Source organism: Gluconobacter potus, from assembly GCF_015244705.1.
In the GTDB taxonomy this organism is placed as follows: domain Bacteria; phylum Pseudomonadota; class Alphaproteobacteria; order Acetobacterales; family Acetobacteraceae; genus Gluconobacter; species Gluconobacter potus.
The window spans coordinates 198,896-219,159 of record NZ_JABCQF010000002.1; the positions used below are offsets into that span (position 1 = coordinate 198,896).

Annotated in this window: 16 protein-coding genes; 10 read left to right on the forward strand and 6 right to left on the reverse strand. The window is 63.1% G+C overall.

Annotated features, from left to right (window positions below):
- Positions 1 to 190: 190 nt before the first annotated feature.
- The 3 genes from HKD31_RS05035 to ccmA form a co-directional block, all read right to left on the reverse strand.
- Complete coding sequence (locus HKD31_RS05035; RefSeq protein ID WP_228120237.1) at positions 191 to 3,511, reverse strand: S41 family peptidase; 3,321 nt, start codon at positions 3,509 to 3,511, stop codon at positions 191 to 193.
- Positions 3,512 to 3,614: 103 nt separating this feature from the next.
- The gene (gene ccmB, locus HKD31_RS05040) at positions 3,615 to 4,280 is read right to left on the reverse strand and encodes a heme exporter protein CcmB (protein WP_194264309.1); all 666 of its coding nucleotides are present in this window, start codon (positions 4,278 to 4,280) and stop codon (positions 3,615 to 3,617) included.
- Positions 4,277 to 4,912, reverse strand: a complete 636-nt coding sequence (ccmA, locus tag HKD31_RS05045; protein WP_194264308.1) for a heme ABC exporter ATP-binding protein CcmA — start codon at positions 4,910 to 4,912, stop codon at positions 4,277 to 4,279. The genes ccmB and ccmA overlap by 4 nt, the downstream gene beginning before the upstream one ends.
- A 190-nt stretch (positions 4,913 to 5,102) precedes the next feature.
- Between ccmA and HKD31_RS05050 the strand changes: the two genes are divergently transcribed.
- Positions 5,103 to 5,897, forward strand: a complete 795-nt coding sequence (locus tag HKD31_RS05050; RefSeq protein ID WP_370544655.1) for an amino acid ABC transporter ATP-binding protein — start codon at positions 5,103 to 5,105, stop codon at positions 5,895 to 5,897.
- Positions 5,897 to 7,423: an ABC transporter substrate-binding protein/permease gene (locus HKD31_RS05055; protein WP_194264307.1), complete on the forward strand. Its 1,527-nt coding sequence runs from the start codon at positions 5,897 to 5,899 to the stop codon at positions 7,421 to 7,423. The genes HKD31_RS05050 and HKD31_RS05055 overlap by 1 nt, the downstream gene beginning before the upstream one ends.
- A 20-nt stretch (positions 7,424 to 7,443) precedes the next feature.
- Here the strand turns inward: HKD31_RS05055 and HKD31_RS05060 are convergent, their stop codons facing one another.
- Genes HKD31_RS05060 through HKD31_RS05070 form a run of 3 tightly spaced genes read right to left on the reverse strand, consistent with a single transcriptional unit; the run spans position 7,444 to position 10,323 of the window.
- The gene (locus HKD31_RS05060; protein WP_194264306.1) at positions 7,444 to 8,391 is read right to left on the reverse strand and encodes a hypothetical protein; all 948 of its coding nucleotides are present in this window, start codon (positions 8,389 to 8,391) and stop codon (positions 7,444 to 7,446) included.
- A gap of 3 nt (positions 8,392 to 8,394) precedes the next feature.
- A complete protein-coding gene (locus HKD31_RS05065) occupies positions 8,395 to 9,648 on the reverse strand; it encodes an AAA family ATPase (protein WP_062497646.1) in 1,254 nt (417 codons plus the stop codon).
- A 33-nt stretch (positions 9,649 to 9,681) separates the two neighbouring features.
- Positions 9,682 to 10,323 (reverse strand): hypothetical protein, encoded by a 642-nt coding sequence (locus tag HKD31_RS05070; RefSeq protein ID WP_194264305.1) that lies wholly within the window; start codon positions 10,321 to 10,323, stop codon positions 9,682 to 9,684.
- 216 nt (positions 10,324 to 10,539) lie between these two features.
- Between HKD31_RS05070 and rimP the strand changes: the two genes are divergently transcribed.
- The 8 genes from rimP to pnp all read left to right on the forward strand — a co-directional run bounded on the left by rimP (position 10,540) and on the right by pnp (position 20,246).
- Positions 10,540 to 11,151: a ribosome maturation factor RimP gene (rimP, locus tag HKD31_RS05075; protein WP_011253104.1), complete on the forward strand. Its 612-nt coding sequence runs from the start codon at positions 10,540 to 10,542 to the stop codon at positions 11,149 to 11,151.
- 34 nt (positions 11,152 to 11,185) lie between these two features.
- Positions 11,186 to 12,739, forward strand: coding sequence for a transcription termination factor NusA (gene nusA, locus HKD31_RS05080; protein WP_011253105.1), 1,554 nt, complete (start codon positions 11,186 to 11,188; stop codon positions 12,737 to 12,739).
- Positions 12,678 to 13,391, forward strand: a complete 714-nt coding sequence (locus HKD31_RS05085; protein ID WP_225197648.1) for an RNA-binding protein — start codon at positions 12,678 to 12,680, stop codon at positions 13,389 to 13,391. Before nusA ends, HKD31_RS05085 begins: the two co-directional genes overlap by 62 nt.
- On the forward strand, positions 13,388 to 16,147 hold the full coding sequence (infB, locus tag HKD31_RS05090) for a translation initiation factor IF-2 (RefSeq protein ID WP_194264304.1): 2,760 nt from the start codon (positions 13,388 to 13,390) through the stop codon (positions 16,145 to 16,147). Before HKD31_RS05085 ends, infB begins: the two co-directional genes overlap by 4 nt.
- Positions 16,144 to 16,572 carry a 30S ribosome-binding factor RbfA gene (gene rbfA, locus HKD31_RS05095; protein WP_194264303.1) on the forward strand — a complete coding sequence of 143 codons (429 nt, stop codon included), beginning with the start codon at positions 16,144 to 16,146 and terminating at the stop codon, positions 16,570 to 16,572. The genes infB and rbfA overlap by 4 nt, the downstream gene beginning before the upstream one ends.
- Before the next feature lie 96 nt (positions 16,573 to 16,668).
- Positions 16,669 to 17,670 carry a tRNA pseudouridine(55) synthase TruB gene (truB, locus tag HKD31_RS05100; protein WP_194264302.1) on the forward strand — a complete coding sequence of 334 codons (1,002 nt, stop codon included), beginning with the start codon at positions 16,669 to 16,671 and terminating at the stop codon, positions 17,668 to 17,670.
- The gene (rpsO, locus tag HKD31_RS05105; RefSeq protein ID WP_011253110.1) at positions 17,630 to 17,899 is read left to right on the forward strand and encodes a 30S ribosomal protein S15; all 270 of its coding nucleotides are present in this window, start codon (positions 17,630 to 17,632) and stop codon (positions 17,897 to 17,899) included. Before truB ends, rpsO begins: the two co-directional genes overlap by 41 nt.
- A 196-nt stretch (positions 17,900 to 18,095) precedes the next feature.
- Positions 18,096 to 20,246, forward strand: coding sequence for a polyribonucleotide nucleotidyltransferase (gene pnp / locus HKD31_RS05110; RefSeq protein WP_194264301.1), 2,151 nt, complete (start codon positions 18,096 to 18,098; stop codon positions 20,244 to 20,246).
- Positions 20,247 to 20,264: the final 18 nt, after the last annotated feature.

Here is a 20,264-nt window from a genome sequence, read left to right on the forward strand (position 1 = left end):
CTATGATTGAATATAATATACGCAAATAAAAGAACTGAAACCGTAGCCAGAACCGCTAACGAAAATTCCATCATCGGGTCTGACCTGATTTCATTGATCCATCAACAGATCTGATGACTGCTCTGACAGCCGGCATGTCGTTGTACCCTGATGGATCAGCACTCTGCCGATCCATCAGAATCTTTCAGGATTAACGAGGGGCAGCGGGCTGCTGCACCGGAAAGGCCTCGGGCTTGAGGACCGGGCGCGGATGGTCGGCCATGTCCTTGCGGAGCCAGGCGATGGCGGCGTCGAGCTGCTGGTCCTGCCCGTTGAAGGTGGCGACCGGCATGTTCTCAACCTCGATATCCGGAGAGACACCTTTGTTCTCGACCAGCCAATGTCCGTTCAGGTCGAAATACGGGTTCTCGGCCGTGCGGGCGTTGCCGTTGTCGATCAGGCGATCCCCGTCAGACAGCCAGACGCCAGCACCTGCCGTACGCTCACCAAGCAGCGGGGCGATATGCAGGGACTTGATGCCCTGCGAGAAGGTCTCGCCGTCCGAATAGGTCATCTCATCGGACAGGACGATCAGACGGCCCTGAAAGGACTGCTGCATATCCACCGAAGGTGCATTGCCGTAGCGGCCCCAGAACATCCACGGGCGACGCATGAGCTGCGTCAGGACCCAGCTGTCGATATTGCCGCCCGTATTGCCACGGACGTCCACGATCAGGCCGTCCTTGTCGATATTGGCATAGAATTCGCGGGCGAAGGCTTCCATGTCGTCGCCGACCATGGACTGCAGATGCAGATAGCCGATGCGGCCGTGGCTGGCGCGATCGACGACATCCGCCCGGCCGACTTCCCAGTCCCGCGCACGCAGGTCACGCTCCTTCATATAAGGAACGGGCGTCACGATGACCTTGTGTTCCTTTCCGGCGCGCGAGAGCGTCAGGAGAACCTGTTTTCCGGCCTGATCGGCAAGCAGCGAGCCCAGATCGGGCTGCCCCGCCGTGGGCTGTCCGTTGACGGCGACGATCAGGTCTCCGTCACGGGCATCCACACCGGGAGCCGCCAGCGGGGACTGCTGGTCCGGGAGGTCGCGGTCGCCCTGATAAATGTGATCGATGCGGAAGCCGTTGTCCTCATGCGTCAGATGCGCGCCAAGGCCCGCGATGAGGCTGGACGCGGGTTGATCGACGGTCGTGGGCGCGTGGAGCTGCGAGTGCATGGCCCCGATTTCCGCCACCATCTGGCCGAGCAGATCGTCGAGATCCGCGCGGTCCCCGAGGCGGTCCACGAAGGGGGCGAAATGGGCGCGCACGGCTTTCCAGTCCACGCCTTGCAGGTCGCGGTCATAGTAATGGTCGCGGTGCAGACGCCAGGCATCCACGAACTCGTCCGACCACTCCTGTCCGGGGTCGATCCGCAGACGCAGATGGTCGAGTTCGATCTTCTTGCCGGTCAGTTCCTTGGGCTGCTTTTCGCCCGCAGGCGTCAGGAGCAGGTCGGGAGCGTTCTTGCCCTTGCGGCTGAGGGTCAGCAGGGTCTTGCCGTCGGGCGTGATGTCGAAATCCGAGATTTTGGCGGCGTAGGTTTCGATCTTGTGTTCGTTATTGTCGATATGGATCGACTTCAGATCACCCGGACCATCGCCTGAGCCGGAGCTGTCGATGGTGAACAGATAGTCGTCAGAGACGCCGAGACCACTATAGTCCCCGGCCGGGACCGGAGCCTGATACAGACGCGTGGCAAGACCAGCCCATTCGATGGCAGGGAGAGCCTTTTTCTTGTCTCCGTCTTTCTTCTTGTCATCTTTCTTGTCGGTATCGGGCTTCTTGTCCGCCGGGTCCAGCTCTGTTGCGGGCTGGAACGGGAAGCGTTCTCCGGTCTGAAGGGCCAGGGCGTAAATGCCGGTCCGCTTCGGGAAGGCCGGGCCGATATTGCGGTCACCCCAGGGTGAGCCATTGGACAGCGAGAAGGTGCGGTCCGAAAGGAACCACAGCCATTTCCCGTCTGGAGAGAAGCTGGGCGTATAGGATTCGTAGCGTCCGTCCGTGACCCAGTTCGTCTGGCCGGTGGCGGGAACGTAGAGCGCGATCTGACGACGCAGGTTTGCACCACGGGTACGCACGAAGGCCAGAACATGACCATCCGACGACCATGACAGGGAGTCGAAGACGTTGGTGCCGTCCTGCGTGGCGTTATCGACGAGCTTGTCGGCCTTTGTGGAGAGGTCTGTCAGCCACAGCCGCCCCAGAAGATCGGTATGGGCAGCGTATTTTCCGTCCGGCGAGAGCGAAAGAATCACGGGTTCGGTCGGGGAGGGCTGGGTGATAGCTTCACCCTTGCCGCTGCCATCCGCTGCAAAGCGCCACAGAGCGGAATCGCCGTTGACGTCGCTGAAGGCGATGACGGATTTGCCGTCCGGCGTGATCTGGGCGAGGCGCAGGCGCACATTGTCAGGGGTTGCGAGGACGACGACACGCCGCGGCGAAGCACCTGCGACGACGACATGGCCGCGCATGGTGAAGGCCGCGGTCTCACCTTTGGGAGAGATGGCCGATGCGGTCAGGAAGCGCGTGGGCTTCTCCAGCCAGTACGGGCTGCGGGGCAGGTTGTCGGAGGTCAGGTCCACCTTGATAGGGGTGGTCTCGCCGCTCGCCAGATTGAAATCGAACAGGTCCGCGCCTTTGCGCATCACGATATGGTCGCCGGAAATGGAGGCTTCGAGGACGCTGTAATCCGTGAAATGGGTGAGCTGCTTGGCGTCCGAGCCGTCCGTGGCGAGGCTCCACAGATTGTAGCGGCCGTTCTCGTCGGAAATGACGATCAGCCGGTCGCGCCAGGGCATCGGGCGGATGAGGTTGGCGTCATGCGTGCCGATGCGCTCGGCTTCCTTGCCGTTCTGAAGATCGAAGCGCCAGAGCTGGGACAATGCACCACCACGATAGGCGCGCATGTGATCGCCGGTCGTGGCGAGGCCGAAGCGGACGGCATAGAGCCAGCGCCCATCCGGGCTGAGGGCGGCATCATTGACGCCAGAGAGCGGAAAGACGTGCTTGGCGCTGGTCTTCGGATCAATGGCGGTGACGGTCTGGGTGTAATACGGCCCCGTGGCAGCGGGGGCGGCGTAGAGGATACCGGCATGGGCGTCCCAGCCGATGATCTTCAGGCGGGCGACGTTCTCGAATGTCAGGCGCCGGGGCGTGCCGCCGCTGCGGGGCATGACATAGATTTCGGTCGGGCCATCGAAATTGGCGGCAAACGCGATCTGGGTGCCGTCCGGAGAAATGAGGGGGTGCGGATCAATGGCGTTGGCCCCCTGCGGCACGGTTGTCAGGCGCTGGGCCTGACCGCCAGCGAGGGGGACGCTCCAGACGGACTGCTCGGCATTGAACAGGACGGTCTGGCCGGAAATCGAGGGTTCACGCAGATAGCCCGGCTCGGCCTGAGCGATGCCGAGACCCAGCCCCATCAGGGCTGCACAGGACAAAAGGGAGCTTCTGAGCGACGGGCGTTGGGGCATGACGATGATCTCGATATGAAACGAATATGGTCCAGTCGTTTCATAAAGGAGTCATGTCGTCAAAGGCCTGCGGATGACATCCTGGTAAGGTATAATATGTCCTTCAGCCCACGGCTGCCTTCAGACCCTGTCCGGCGGCGAGGGGGCACAGGGGCAGGCACGCGAACAGGCAGGCTCCCAGCAGATCCAGACTGGCGGTAGGCGACGTGGCAAGCTGTCCGGCATAGGAGGAGGCTGCGCCGAAGATCAGGACTGGCGTTGCGAGTGGCAGGACCAGAAGCGGCAGCAGCACGCCGCCCCGCCGCGCGCCAAGCACGATCGAAGCCGCCATGCCGCCGAGGAGCGAGAGAGACATCGTACCCATCGCAAGGCCGAGCAGCAGGAGCGGAAGTTCCGAGCCTTTGACGCCGAGCATGATGCCGAGCGGAATACTGGCGATCAGCAGTGGCAGGCCGGTCGTCAGCCAGTGAGCCGCCATCTTGGCGAAGGCCACGGCGGCCGGGGCCGGGCCGGTCAGCATCAGCAGGTCAAGGGAACCATCCTCAAGTTCAGCTCCGAACAGCCGGTCCAGCGGCAACAGGCAGGCGAGCAGGGCGCAGACCCAGATGATCCCCGGCCCCATGTGCCGCAGCAGATCCGGTGAGGGGCCGAGCGCAAGGGGAAACAGGCTGCCACAGAGGATGAAGAACAGCAGAGAGGCCAGCGTGTCGGCGCCGAAGCGGAAGGCCAGACGGAGGTCACGGTCGATCAGGGCAAGAAAAGCGGTCATGACAGCCAGAAGGATTCCACATGCGCGAGCGAGGGCAGCTCGTGGGAGCGGGTATTGTCGAGGGGAAGGGGCACATGCGTCGTGACGATCATGGCGCCTCCCTTGGCGCGATGGGCGGCCATGACGGCGCCGAGACGTTCGATGCTGGCGACATCCAGCCCGACCGTCGGTTCATCAAGCAGCCAGAGCGGCGCGCCTGAGAGCATGACGCGGGCGAAAGCGGCGCGGCGCTTCTGCCCCGAGGACAGCAGGCGGGCCGGAAGATCGGTCAGATGGGTGAGGTCCAGCGCCTCAAGTGCATCGGGCAGACTGTTCGTGCCAAGCTTTTCAGCCAGAGCCAGGTTCTGCGCCAGCGTCAGTCCGGGTTTGAGCGCATCCTGATGGCCGAGCCAGGCGAGATCGCCATAACGGATGACTTCCCCTGAATCGGGGCGACGCAGACCGGAAATCGTGCGGAGGAGCGTGGATTTCCCCGCACCATTTGGTCCCGTCAGAATCATGGCGTCCCCGGCATCCAGCGTCAGCGACACGCCATCGAGCACCAGCCGGTCACCACGGAACACCGTGACGTCCTCGACATCGAGCAGACGTCCGGGGACGGGGGGCGTGGGGAAGTCAGACGGGCTGGTCATCGAAGGGTCTCATGCGGGGTTCGGTTCTGTCCCGGTGTGTGTGTCTTTCTGTTTTAGAGACCCTGCGGACGTGCTTCGCAAGGGCCGGGGGCGAGGTTGGGCGAATATGATGATCGTATGAATTGTGCCGCGCACTGTATTAAGGTCTCGATACACTGGCGCAGGTCCGTTATGAGGGCTGCGCGGTCATGTGATCGTGCGTTTCTTTTGTCGAGGGTTTCCGGAACTGGCTGATCTGGTGCTGCAGGCGAGTGGTATCGCCAAGTCCTTTGGTGAGAACGAGGTTCTGAAGGGCCTGTCGCTCGATGTGGAGCGCGGCGAACTGATCTCGATGATCGGGCCTTCGGGATGTGGCAAGTCCACGTTCCTGCGCTGCCTCAACTTTCTGGAGCATCCGGATGCGGGCTCTGTCCGGATCGAGGATGTGACGGTCGCGTGCACGGGCAAACACTGGAGCCGCGCCAACGAGGCCGAGGCCCATAAGCTGCGCTCGCATGTCGGCATGGTGTTTCAGGCCTTCAACCTGTTTCCCCATCGCACTGTGCTGGATAACGTCATGATGGCGCCGATCCAGGTCAAGAAGATGTCGCGCGACGAGGCACAGTCCATCGCCTGCGAACTCCTGGCGAAGGTCGGGCTTGCAGGTGTGAAGGACCGCTATCCGGACAGTCTTTCGGGCGGTCAGAAGCAGCGCGCGGCTATCGCGCGCGCTCTGGCGATGAAGCCGTCCGTGATGCTGTATGACGAGCCGACATCTGCGCTGGACCCCGAACTGTCCGAGGAAGTCCTGTCCGTCATGCGGGCGCTGGATGACGAGGGCATGACGCAGTTAGTCGTGACGCATGACATGCGGTTCGCGCGTGCGGCCTCGGACCGTGTTCTGTTTGTCGAGGGCGGGGAAATCGTCGAGAGCGGTGATCCGGACCTGATGTTCGCCAACCCCCAGGAGGGACGGACGCGCCGGTTCCTGCGGACGCTGCTGTGATGAAAAAACTTTTCGCACTCCTGCTGGCGCTTGCCATCAGCCCCGTTTCCGTCGCGCTAGCGGATGCACCTGCCGCCTCACAGGAACTGCTCTGGGCGTCGGACGGTGAGGCGAATGTGCCTTACGTCTTCCACGACCCGGCCCATGAGTCCCGGATGACCGGCTTCGAGTACGAACTGGTCAACGAGATCGCCGCGCGGATGCACCGGAAGGCGCAGTTCATCCAGAATGACTGGGATGGCCTGATCCCCGGCCTGTCCCGCGGGCTGTACGGAATGGTTCTGGACGGCATCGAAATGACGCCGGAGCACAAGGCGGCTGTCCTGTTCTCGCGCCCCTATTATGTGACGAGCGAGCGCATCATTGTTCGGCACGATCAGAACGGTCTGGATACGATGGACGCCCTCAAGGGCCATACCATCGGGACGATCAAGGACACCACGGCCGAGCGGATGCTGCGTCGGCAGGGCGGTTCGAACGTGCGTTCTTATGAAGAAGAGACGAATGCGTTCTCGGATCTGCGGAACGGACGGCTGGATGCGATCCTGCTCGATGCGCCGATTGCCCTTTATTATGGCAGCATCTCGCCGGACATGAAGCTCGTGGGCGAGCCGATCGGGAGCATGGAATATGGGATCGCCTTCTCGCCGGAGAACCGCGCGCTGCGTGATCAGGTGGATGCGGCGCTGGGCGAGATCATTCAGGATGGGACGCTGCACCGCATTCTGGCGCGCTGGAACCTGTGGACGCCGCTGATGGCGAACTACACGGGCGACAACAGCCAGCCGGATATCGCGCCGACGGAATGGGATCATTACCGGCAGGCCATGGCGAACACGACCGGCAGCGGCTGGCATGTTCTGGTCCGGCGCTATGTGAGTTTCCTGCCGCTGATCGGGCAGGCGGCGCTCATGACGCTGGCGGTGTCGGCGCTGGCCATGGTTCTGGCCGTGGCACTCGGGCTTCTGCTGGCGCTGGCCCGGCATTACGGTGCGGCTCCACTGCGTTTCGTGGCGGGCGTGTATGTCGAAGTGGTGCGCGGAACGCCGCTGCTGATTCAGGTGCTGTTCATATTTTACGGACTGCCGGCTTTCGGCATCCGCCTGTCGCCATTCATGGCGGGTGTACTGTCGCTGGGCCTGAATTACGCAGCCTATGAAGCGGAGAACTACCGCGCCGGTCTGCTCTCCGTGCCGCGCGGGCAGATGGAAGCGGCGATTGCGCTGAACATGACGCACTGGCAGGCGCTGCGGCTGGTGATCGTGCCGCAGGCGTTCCGGACAGTTGTGCCGGTCATGACCAACGATTTCATTTCGCTGCTCAAGGATAGTTCGCTCGTCTCCGTCATCACGCTGACAGAGCTGAGCCAGACCTATGTGCGGCTGTCCTCAACCTATTACGATTATTTCGGAACGGGGATCATGGTCGGCTTGGCCTATCTGCTGCTCGGGCTGCCGTTCGTGCGGCTGGCACGGATGGCGGAGCGGCGGCTGGGTCGGGGTTTTTCGGGAGCCGGGCACCACTGAATAGGGTGCCCGGTCCGGGTTCACGCCGGCTGGGGCGCGGACGGATCGTTGATGAGCGGGGGCACCAGCGTCGCCGTATCCAGCGTTCCGTCAAAACCCTGCCGCAGGGCGCGGGACCAGCCGATCATCCAGCGATCCAGGGAGTCAATGAACTGGGCAGCGTCCGGGTTCTTGTGAACCGACGCCTTGTTCCAGTACTGCGGCGGCGCGAGTAACTGGCGTGATCCATGTTCGATCGGGGCAACAAGCGTCTCCACCGTTTCGATATGAGCGGTGTTCTTGCCTGCTGCTGCCGCATGATACCAGCCGACATTGATCATCAGGCTCGGGATCGGGAAGCCGAGCGTACGCATCCGCGAGAAGGCGGCCGTAATGAACGGATCGGTGCTGACGCTCTGGTTTTCGAGCACGGCATTGCTGGTGTAGCTGCATTCCTGCGATACACCGGGTTTGTCGGAAATATGGGCCGCATAGTCCCGGTCATCATGGCATGGCGTTTCGAGCTGTTCCGCCAGATCGGCCGGAACGGGCTGCTGCGTGGCGCGCACGACGATAACGCCGGAGACGACGCCACGATCGGTGCGGGCCAGGATCTGCTGGGACAGTTCACCATGCGCGCCGCTGCGGGCCGTCAGGATCGGATGCCAGTCTCCGGCCGGAAGCGGCAGCGTGCGCCCCGCGATGGTGAGGCTGCCATGTTCGGTGATTCCGGGATCGGGTACTCCGATCTGGTCTCCAAGACCCGGAGCGCCGCCGGGCTGGGCGCTCCCCTGCTGACCGTCCGACTGTGACGCGCCAGCTCCTGCGTTATAGGGCGTCGCCCCGGGCAGGTGCCCCGGAAGCCACGGCATGGCCTTTTTGAGCGCCGGGGTGGGGTAGAAGGCGGCCATGCCGAGCGCGCCTACCGTTACGATCACACTCGTGCGCCAGAGCGGCGCGCGTCGCCAGAGCCGTCCGAATGCCGTCATGGATCAGTGGCTCACCCGGCCAAGCTGGGTTTCGGTATCGCTGGCGATCTCGGTGACGACCGTGCCGTCCTCCTGCGTGACGAGACGGACGCGCTTGGCACCCTGCTGACGGGCGACGATGAGGCTTTCGCTGACCATGTCCTCGATGGAGCGGACAAGATCGCGCGCGCTCGCGCCGGTGCCGAGGTTCTTCTGCTTGACCATGACCTGGAACAGCACCCCGGCATCGATGCCGCCGGTTTCCACATGCAGGCCATAGCCTTCGATCATGGCCTCGATCTCGAGAGCCGCGACGCGGGCCAGATCCAGCCCGCGCAGGGCCCGGAAAATGAAAATACGGTCCAGACGGTTCAGCACCTCGGGAGCGAAGCCGGACTTGCGCAGGGCTTCGACCGACTCGGCGCGCATCTTCTCAGGTTCGTTGGCAAGACGGTCGGCGATTTCGGTCAGGGCCTCGGTTGCAACGTTGGACGTCAGCATGAAGATCGCGCGGGTCGTGGAGACCTGCTCGCCCGTGGAGGCTTCCGTGACATGGCCGTCGTTCCAGGCGGTGAGGAACTTCTTGAAGACGTCCGGATGGGCCTTTTCGATTTCGTCGAGCAGCACCACGGCATCCGGATGATCCTTGAGGCCGCCGGTCAGCTTGCCGAAGGTGTCCGACCCCACATAGCCCTTGGGCGAGCCGAAAAGCTGGGTCGCGGCATGGGCGCTGGACATCTGCGTCATGTCGAAATGCAGCAGGGGGCGTTCCATCTGCCTGGCCATCTGCTTGGCCAGATAGGTCTTGCCGGTGCCCGGAGGGCCGGCGAGCAGGAAGATGCCGACGGGTTTGCCGCGGACCTGAAGGGCCAGGCGGCGGCGCATCTGCTGGGCGATGTCTTCGCAGACCTGGTCCTGTCCGATGACGCGGGCACGCAGCGAGGCGGCCAGTTCGTCGGCGTCGATGACGGTTTCGCGCTGTTCGCGGGCCATGAGCTCTTCAAGGGCTCCGCGGTTTGTCAGACGGCTGAGAACATCCATGATGAGACCTTTCCTGCGGCGCAGTCCGCGACGCGCCAGTTTTTCGGCTGACGTTTCATACGCCAGTCCCGTGACTGCCAGAAGGGCACTGATGCCTGCCAGCGGAAGATAGAAACGCCGTCCCCATTCGATGGCAGCCCACAGCCCGTTCAGCGACAGGTGTAGCATGACCGCGACCTGAATCACTGCCAGAATAAGGAAGGCCGCCATCATCAGCGGCATGGCCCGGTTGAGCATGGGAACGAGGGACTTGAACACCGGGGCGGTTCCTTACTGGACGATCACGTTGAGCAGGACGCGCTGGTCGAGCGTCATCAGGGCAGGCAGGGCTTCGGGACCGAGGGCTGTCAGTGCTCCGACGATCAAAGCTGGCGCGTGCGGCATACTGACGGGCGCAATGAGGATTTGCCCGGCTTCGACAATGGGAATGACCAGATGCTGGAACTTGCCCGTCAGGACAACGCGCTGTGTCAGACCCGAGACCGTGACGTCAATGGTCTGGCCGACTGCGCCCGATGCATCCAGCACCGGCATTTCCACGAGCCGCATTTTGCCATCCTTCACCGCCGCGAGAATGCGGGCGCGGTCGGCAGGGCTGAAGCCGCTTTTTGCGAGGGCGGCCGGAGCCTTCGCTGGGGGAAGCATGGAAAGCTGGACCGCGGCGGTCTGGGCGGCCGGCACGGCGGGCGTGCTCTGGGACGGCGGTGCGACCGCAGGGACGGGGGGCGCGGCTGTATTATGCGTGTAGAAAAAAGCGCCGGCCCCATTATGCGTGTAGAAAAAAGCGCCGGCCCCGACCGTCAGGGCCGCGATCAGCCCGCCTCCGCCCCACAGCGCCCGGCTGCGGGATGCCGGTTCGGAGGGCAGCGGCTGGGCGCGCGGTTCTGGACGGGGCTCATACTGGGAAGTCATTTCAGAACCATCTCACTCCCGACGGCGTTCGAAGACAAGGGCTTTCGAGATATGGGAATGTAAACAAATCTTTCGACTCGCCCAATGGATAAGAGCTTCAGGAACAACGGGATTTGCGTTCCTCTTGCGTCCTGCGGGGAGGTGACTTACATAAGGCACATTCCATTCATCTTCCGCTCATTTGGGGGGTGGCCCTGACGGGCCGCCTTTTTTGTCTTGTCTCAGCAGAACGCCTCTTCCGACATCGAACTGCCCCATCTCACGGGGCTGGAAGCCCGCATTGCGGAGCGGATCGCACCGACGCTGGCCGATCTGGGCTACGAGCTCGTGCGTCTGTCCGTGCTGGGACGCGACACCCCGACGATCCAGATCATGGCGGACCGTGCGAACGGCTCCCTGATCTCGGTGGAAGACTGCGAGCAGATCAGCCACGCCGCCGGCGCCATCCTGGATGTTGACGATCCGATCCCCGGTGCGTGGATGCTGGAAGTCTCGTCCGCAGGGATCGACCGTCCGCTGACGCGCGCCAAGGATTGGGAGCGATTCGCCGGCCATCTGGCGAAGGCCGAGCTGGACGTGCCGCTCAACGGCCGTCGCCGTTTCTCCGGCACCGTTATGGGCGCACGGGACGGCAATGCCATCATCCGTCTGGATGACGGGACCGAGGCTGTCCTGCCGCTGGTGGACATCCGCAAGGCCCGTCTGGTCCTGACCGATGCGCTGATCGAAGCGAGCGCTGCCCTTGCCGGGGTCAGCTCCGAAGGGGAAGATGGCGGGGAAGCGCGCCAGGCGCCCAAACTGAATCCGAAGAAGCCGGGGAAAAAGTGATGACCCGTCTCATGCTGGCTGGAGGTCCGATCTGATGGACACGTCTGTTACACGTCCCGAACTGCTGCTGGTTGCCGATGCAGTATCCCGCGAGAAGAACATCGACCGCGAGGAAGTGCTCGAAGCCATGGAGCAGGCCATCCAGAAGGCTGGCCGCGCGAAGTATGGGCATGAAAAGGACATCCGTGCGACGATCGACCGCAAGACGGGCGAAGTCCGCCTGAGCCGCTGGACCGAAGCGGTCGAGCATGTGGAGAACGAGGACACCCAGATCCCGCTGCACATCGCCCGCAAGTTCCAGCCGGAAATCCAGGCCGGCGAGCATCTGGTCGATCCGCTGCCGCCGATCGATTTCGGTCGTATTGCAGCGCAGACGGCCAAGCAGGTCATCGTGCAGCGCGTGCGCGAATACGAGCGCAAGCGCCAGTACAACGAATTCAAGGACCGCGTGGGCGAGATTGTCAACGGCACCGTCAAGCGCACCGAGTACGGCAACCTCATGGTCGAGATCGGCCATACGGAAGCCTTGCTGCGTCGCGACGAGCTGATCCCCCGCGAATCCTTCCGCAATTCTGACCGCGTCCGCGCTTACATCTATGATGTGCGTGACGAGCCGCGCGGCCCGCAGATCTTCCTGTCCCGCACGCATCCAGCCTTCCTGGCCAAGTTGTTTGCGCAGGAAGTGCCGGAAATCTACGACGGTATCATCGAGATCAAGGCCGTGTCCCGTGATCCGGGATCGCGCGCCAAAATGGCCGTGATTTCCCGCGATGCGGCAATCGATCCGGTCGGTGCCTGTGTCGGTATGCGCGGCTCCCGCGTTCAGGCCGTCGTGGCCGAACTGCAGGGCGAGAAGATCGATATCATCCCCTGGAGCCCGCAGGCTGCGACGTTCGTCGTCAATGCGCTGGCCCCGGCTGAAGTCAGCAAGGTGGTGATGGATGAGGAAGCAGGTCGCGTTGAAGTCGTGGTGCCGGACGAGCAGCTTTCGCTCGCCATCGGCCGCCGTGGCCAGAACGTGCGTCTGGCCAGCCAGCTGACGCGTTGGGACATCGATATTCTGACGGAGGCCGAGGAATCGGAGCGTCGTCAGGAAGAGTTCCGCAAGCGCTCCTCGCAGTTCGTCGAGGCGCTGGACGTCGATGACGTGATCGCGGGCCTGCTGGTGACGGAAGGCTTCCACACGATCGAGGAACTGGCCTACACCGATCCGGGCGAACTGAACGATATCGAAGGCTTTGACGAGAGCGTGGCTGAAGAGCTCATGCATCGCGCCAACGACTATCTGGCCAGCAAGGAACAGGCCTTGGACGACCAGCGCAAGGCGCTGGGTGTCACGGATGACGTGGCCGAGCTGGGAACCTTCACGAACCAGATGCTGGTGACGCTGGGTGAGAAGGGCGTGAAGACGCTCGACGATCTGGCGGATCTGGCTGGTGACGAGCTGGTGGAGATCCTCGGTGAGGAGGCTATCGACGAAGATGCCGCCAACGAGATCATCATGGCAGCGCGTGCGCACTGGTTCGATGGTGAAGAAGCCGACTCGGCAAAGCCCGAAAACGGTGACGGGGAGTCGACCGACGTCTGATATTTCTGATACTGATAATGGTCCCGTTCGTGGTGCTCTAGGGCGTCGCGGCTCGGAGCGGCGATGCATCGTTACGCGAGAGCAGAAGCCGCCTGAAGGCATGATCCGTTTCGTGGTCAGCCCGGATAACCGGGTTGTTCCCGACCTCGCCGGAAAACTTCCGGGTCGGGGAATGTGGTTGAGTGCCAGCCGGGATGTGTTAGATAGCGCCCGCACACGACAGGCTTTTGCCAGAGCGGCCAAAGCCCAGGTGATCGTACCGGACGGCCTGGCCGATCTGGTCGAGGCCGCGCTGGTGCAGCGGATGCTGGACGCAGTCAGCCTGGCCCGAAGAGCGGGTCAGACGGTCTGCGGGTTTCAGAAATGCCGGGAGTGGCTCACTTCAGGCAGGGTAGGGGTGGTGATCCGTTCGGAAAGTGCAAGCCCGGACGAGTTCTCCAGACTGGTGTCGGGCCGGCGTTCTCTGCCGGTGGTGACAGTTCCCGATCGGGTCCTGGAATCGGCGTTCAGCCGGGACCGGGCGGTCTATGCGGTGATGGCGCCAGGAGCGCTGGCACAGCGCCTGATCGCCGAACATGAGAGATTTTCGGGAGTGGCAGGACGTCCGCTCCCAGACCCCGCAGGGGTCAGTAAGGAACAGGCGGAACTATGAGCGACGGCAACGAGCGCAACCAGGACGGAAACAACACCCCATCACAGGGCGGCGAACAGACCAGAAGCAGCCGCCTGTCGCTTCGCCCTGCTGGACGCCAGGAGGTCGGGCGTACTGTGGATGCCGGCTCCGTGCGTCAGAGCTTCAGCCATGGCCGTTCCAAGGTCGTGCAGGTTGAGGTCCGCAAGCCCAAGCGCAATGCGGCTGGCCCGGGTGCCGGTGCGGCGGCCCGTGGTGGCCGTGCGGGTGGTCGTGCCCTGACGGCAGCCGAACTGGCCGCCCGCCAGCGCGCCCTTGAGGGGCAGCGCAAGGCTGCTGCCGAAGAGGCTGCACGGCGTGAGGAAGAAAAGATCCAGATCATGTCTGCCGCCGAGGCTGCGCGTCGCGCCGCCGAGGAAGAGCGCCTGATCAGCGAACAGAAGGCTGCGGAAATCGCGGCTCTGAAGGAAAGCGAACAGCAGGCTGCCCGCGAACAGGCTGCGGCTGAAGCTGCGGCACGTGCTGCCGAGCAGGCCGCTGCCGAAGCAGCAGCACGCGAGGCCGAGGAAGCCGAGCGCTCTGCTCCGCTTGATCCGCGCAGCCATTCGACCGGCGGCGTGCAGCTTGCCGCTCCGGTCCAGCGTCTGCGTCCGCTCGCCGAGCGTGCGATCATGCCGCCGCGCCCGGTCCAGCCGTCGCGTCCGGCAGCGTCCGCTTCTGCACCGGCCCGTAACAACGAGACGCTGCATCTGCGTTCCGGCGCTGCCGCCGGTGGCGATGACGAGCGTCGTCCCGCGCCGCGCCGCAGCGGTCCCGGCGCACCGCCGGCCCCGCCGCGCCGTCCGTCCGCTCCGTCCCGCAAGGGTGGCGGCAGCGATCGCCGTTCGGGTCGTATCGACGTCCGCGCCGCGATCGAAGGTGATGACGACAAGACGCGTTCGCTGGCTTCGGTCCGTCGTCAGCGTGACCGCGAGCGTCGTCAGGCCGAGCTGGAGCGTCTGCGCTCCGATCAGGTCCGCGTCGTCCGTGACGTCATTGTTCCGGAGACCATTACGGTCGCCGAGCTGGCCAACCGTATGGCGGCCCGTCAGGGTGAAGTCATCAAGGCGCTCATGAAGATGGGCGTCATGGCGACGGCCGCGCAGAGCATCGATGGCGATACCGCCGAACTCGTGGTCGAGGAATTCGGCCACCGCATCAAGCGCGTTTCCGAAAGCGATGTTGAAATCGGTATCGAGGGTGTTGAAGACAACGCTGACGATCTGAAGCCCCGTGCTCCGGTCGTCACGGTCATGGGTCATGTCGATCACGGCAAGACCTCCCTGCTCGATGCGCTGCGCACCACGGATGTGGCTGCAAGTGAAGCCGGTGGCATCACACAGCATATCGGCGCGTATCAGATCACGGCGCCGTCGGGGAAGAAGATCACCTTCATCGATACGCCGGGTCATGAGGCCTTCACTTCCATGCGTGCCCGCGGTGCATCCGTGACGGATATCGTGGTGCTGGTGGTGGCTGCCGATGACGGCGTGATGCCGCAGACGATCGAAGCCATCAAGCACGCCAAGGCGGCCAATGCTCCGATCATCGTGGCGATCAACAAGATCGACAAGCCGGGCGCCAACCCGAACCGTGTGCGTCAGGAACTGCTGAACCACGAGATCGTGGTCGAGGAAATGGGTGGCGACACCCAGGACGTCGAGGTTTCGGCTCTGAAGCGCATCGGTCTGGACAAGCTCGAAGAGTGCATCCTGCTCCAGTCCGAAATGCTGGATCTGAAGGCCAATCCGGATCGCGTGGCCGAAGGTGTGGTGATCGAAAGCCGTCTGGATCGTGGACGTGGCCCTGTTGCCGCCGTTCTCGTCCAGAAGGGCACGCTGCGTCGCGGTGACATCGTGGTGGCCGGTGCCGAATGGGGCCGTGTCCGTGCGGTGCTCGATGACCGTGGCCGTCAGGTCAAGGAAGCCGGTCCGTCCATGCCGGTCGAAGTGCTCGGCCTGACGGGTGTGCCGGGTGCGGGTGAACCGTTCGTGGTTGTCGAAAACGATGCGCGGGCCCGTGAGATCAGCGAGTTCCGTCAGCGGAAGATCAAGGAGAAGGAAGCGGCGTCGCAGGTTGCGGCTCGTGGAACGCTCGATCAGATGCTGGCCCGGATCCAGGCCGGTGTGCAGAAGGAAGTTGCCCTTCTCATCAAGGCTGACGTGCAGGGTTCGGCGGAAGCTATTTCCACGACCGTGCAGAAGCTGGCCCATGAGGAAGTGGCTATCCGCGTCCTGAACGCCAGTGTCGGCCAGATCACGGAAAGCGACATCCAGCTTGCCAAGGCTTCCGACGCCATCATCGTGGCCTTCAATGTCCGTGCCACCACGCAGGCCCGTGAACTGGCCCAGCGCGAGGGTGTGGACATCCGCTACTACTCGATCATCTACCAGGTGGCGGATGACGTGGAGCAGCTGGTCAAGGGCAAGGTTGCGCCGAAGCATCGCGAGAAGTTCCTCGGCTACGCAGAGGTCCGTCAGGTGTTCAACATCACCAAGACCGGTAAGGTCGCGGGCTGCTATGTCACCGAAGGTCTCGTCAAGCGCGGTTGTGGCGTGCGCCTGTTGCGTGACAACGTGGTCATTCATGAAGGCGAGCTGAGCCAGCTCAAGCGCTTCAAGGATGACGTCAAGGAAGTGGCCCGTGGTTATGAGTGTGGTCTGTCGTTTGCGGGTTACAACGACCTGCGCGAAGGCGACATGGTCGAGTGCTATGAAATGGAAGTGATCCCGGCTTGAGCTCCCGTTCCAGACATGACGTGAAAGGTCCCGCGGGCGTCTCCGCTCACGGGCCCAGCACCCGCCAGCTCAGGGTGGCCGAAGAGGTCCGTCGGGTTCTGGCGGAGCTGTTCGCCCGGACCGAATTTCGCGATCCGGAACTGCTGGATGTGCGGATTACGGTGACGGAAGTCCGCATCTCTCCGGATTTCAGACATGCCACGGCTTTCGTGACGCGTCTGGGACGGAGCGATGTAGAGGTTCTCCTGCCCGCCCTGAAGCGGGTGGCACCCTTCTTAAGAACGGGCCTCTCCAAGGCTCTCAATCTCCGGACGGTGCCGGAGATCCACTTTCAGCCCGATACGGCGCTGGATAACGCCATGGAGCTCGACGAGCTCATGCGATCTCCGGAGGTTCGGCGGGATCTGGAAAAAGATCCGGAGTAGTTTTTAAAAAAGTCCCTCACTTCCTGTGAGGGGCTTTTTTTGCATTCCGGCCCCCTGCTGGTCTATCAGCGGCCTTCACAAGCAAGGACGGGATGTATGGGCAGGAAGCGTGGACGCGATATCGACGGGTGGCTGATTCTCGACAAGCCACTGGGGCCGACCTCCACGGATATGGTCAACAAGCTGCGATGGGCTTTTGATGCGAAAAAGGCCGGACATGGCGGGACGCTCGATCCGCTGGCTTCCGGCGTGCTGCCGATTGCGTTCGGCAAAGCCACCCGGACCATTCCCTACATCATGGACGCGACAAAGCGTTACCGCTTCACCCTGACTTTTGGGGAAAGCCGGACGACGGATGATCTTGAAGGCGAGGTTCTGGCGACATCCCCGAACCGCCCGACCGATGACCAGATCCGTGCCGTCCTGCCTGCGCTCACTGGAAACGTCATGCAGGTGCCGCCCGTCTTTTCGGCGCTTCGGGTCGGGGGCGAGCGGGCCTATGACATGGCGCGGGCCGGCCGTCCGCCTGAACTTCCGCCACGTCCGGCGCGGATCGATTCGATAACGCTGGTGGAACGTCCGGACGCGGATACGGCCGTCTTCGACGTGCAGTCAGGCAAGGGCGTCTATATGCGCTCGCTCGCGCGTGACATCGCGCTGGCCTGCGGAACGGTGGGGCATATTTCGGTGCTCCGGCGGACGAAGTGTGGCCCGTTCGATCTGGGCCATACCCTGACGATCGATCAGATATCACTGGACAAATCGACTCAAACTGTGGACAAGGCCGATGCTCTTCCGGCTCCTCTGCTGGATGCGGCGACCGCGCTGGTCGACATCCCGGCGCTGGCCGTCACCGATGCGGAGGGAAGGATGCTTGTCTGGGGGCAGTCGATAGACCCCGCGGGCCTCGTGCATCCTCTGCCGGCATCGTCGCAGGGGGAAGACCACCTGTGGCGCGCGATGATCGGAGAGCACGTGCTGGGTCTGTGTCATGTCCGTCATGGGCGGCTCAGGGCAGCGCGTATGCTGGAAAACCACGAGTTTTTTGGAGAACACGATGTCGATTACCGCAGAACGCCGCACGGCACTGATTTCTGAGTACAAGCAGAGCGAGACGGATACGGGTTCGCCGGAAGTGCAGGTTGCAATCCTGTCCGAGCGTATCGTCAACCTGACCGAGCACCTGAAGACCCACAAGAAGGACTTCCACTCCCGTCGTGGTCTTCTGATGATGGTCGGTCAGCGTCGTAGCCTGCTGGACTATCTGAAGCGCAAGGACCAGGCCCGTTACCAGAGCCTGATCGAGCGTCTCGGCCTGCGTCGCTGAGCTAGATCTGTCCGGGAGCCTGCTCCCGGACACCCCGCCATCGCCTGTCCGGCGGTGCGGGTGCGCGACCGGCGTTTCAGGCCACATGGTGTCATGTCGGGGGCTTCCCGTCATCACCGCCATGCCGTCCGAAACGCTGCTCCGCCACCTGCCGGACGCCCGGGGATGGTTTCATCCTTAATTTGGGAAAACATGCATGTTTGATTATTTCCGCAAGGAAATCGAATGGGCCGGACGCCCCCTGATCCTGGAGACCGGCAAGGTCGCACGCCAGGCAGACGGCGCCGTCATGATCACGTATGGCGACACGGTCGTGCTCTGCACCGCCGTTGGCGCCAAGAGCGTCAAGCCGGGACAGGACTTCTTCCCGCTGACGGTCAACTACCAGGAAAAGGCTTACGCTGCCGGCAAGATCCCGGGTGGGTTCTTTAAGCGTGAAGGCCGTCCGTCCGAAGCCGAAGTCCTGAACGCACGTCTGATCGACCGTCCGATCCGTCCGCTGTTTCCGGAGAACTTCCGCAACGAAGTCCAGATCACCGCAACGGTCCTGAGCTACGACAACGAGAACGATCCGGCCCTCGTGTCGCTGATCGGCTGCTCGGCTGCGCTGACGCTCTCCGGTATTCCGTTCTTCGGCCCGGTCGCCTGCGCGCGCATCGGCCGTATCGACGGCAAGCTGGTCGTGAACCCGACTCATGACGAGATCAAGGACAGCACGCTCGACCTGATGGTCGCCGGTACGGCCGAAGGCGTGCTGATGGTTGAATCCGAAGCCAGCGAGCTTTCGGAAGAGACGATGCTCGAAGCCGTCACGCTGGGTCACACGTCCTTCCAGCCGGTCATCGATGCCATCATCGCGCTCGCCGAGCATGCTGCGAAGGCTCCGTGGGATCTGCCGTCGCTGACGAAGGAAGAAATCGCCCTTCGCAAGCGCGTCGAGAAGGTCGGCAACAAGCTGATGGCGGACGCCTACAAGGAGCGTCAGAAGCAGGCCCGTTACAAGAAAGTCGCCGAAGCCAAGGACCGGATCAACGAGATCCTGGCTGAGGAAGGTCTGGACGTCGAACTGGCCAAGCCGATGCTCAAGGAGCTTGAGGCACAGGTCGTTCGCGGCTCCATCCTCAAGACGGGCATCCGTATCGATGGCCGTGACCTGAAGACGGTCCGTCCGATTCTGGCCGAAGTCGGCATCCTGCCGCGCGCCCATGGGTCTTCCCTGTTCACGCGTGGCGAGACGCAGGCCCTCGTGGTTGCGACGCTCGGTACGGGGCAGGACGAGCAGATCATCGACGCGCTGGAAGGCGAATACCGTTCCAACTTCATGCTGCACTACAACTTCCCGCCGTATTCGGTGGGTGAGTGTGGCCGCATGGGCTCCCCGGGCCGTCGTGAAATCGGTCACGGCAAGCTGGCATGGCGCGCAATCCACCCGCTGCTGCCGACCAAGGAAGCCTTCCCGTACACGATGCGTGTGGTTTCCGAGATCACGGAAAGCAACGGCTCGTCTTCCATGGCGACCGTCTGCGGTTCCTCGCTCGCGCTGATGGATGCCGGCGTTCCGCTGCCGCGTCCGGTTGCCGGTATCGCGATGGGCCTGATCAAGGAAGACCGTGGCTATGCCGTGCTGTCCGACATCCTGGGTGATGAAGATCACCTTGGCGACATGGACTTCAAGGTGGCCGGTACGGCTGACGGCGTGACCGCGCTGCAGATGGACATCAAGATCACGTCCATCACGCCGGAAATCATGAAGATCGCCCTGGAGCAGGCCCGTGAAGGCCGTATCCACATCCTCGGCGAAATGGCCAAGGCCCTGACGGAAGGCCGTTCTGATGTTTCGGGCAATGCTCCGAAGATCACCACGATCTCCGTGCCGAAGGAAAAGATCCGTGATGTGATCGGTTCCGGCGGCAAGGTGATCCGCGAGATCGTCGAATATTCGGGTGCGAAGGTCGATATCGGTGACGATGGCACCGTGACGATCGCTGCTTCGAACGACGAGCAGGCCCAGAAGGCCATCTCCCGGATCGAAGGCATTGTCGCTGAGCCGGAAATTGGCCGCATCTATGACGGCAAGGTCGTCAAGGCTGCTGATTTCGGTGCGTTCGTGAACTTCCTCGGCCCGCGTGACGGTCTGGTTCACATTTCCGAACTGGCTGAAGGCCGCGTTGCGAAGACGTCCGACGTCGTCAAGCAGGGTGATGCCGTGAAGGTCAAGGTCATCGGTTTCGATGACCGCGGCAAGGTCAAGCTCTCCATGAGGGTTGTCGATCAGGCCACGGGCGCCGATATTACGGAAAGTGTGGGGGCCAAGCCTGGCCGTCCGCCCCGTCGCGACGCCGAATGAGTGTTGGGGCGGGGCTCG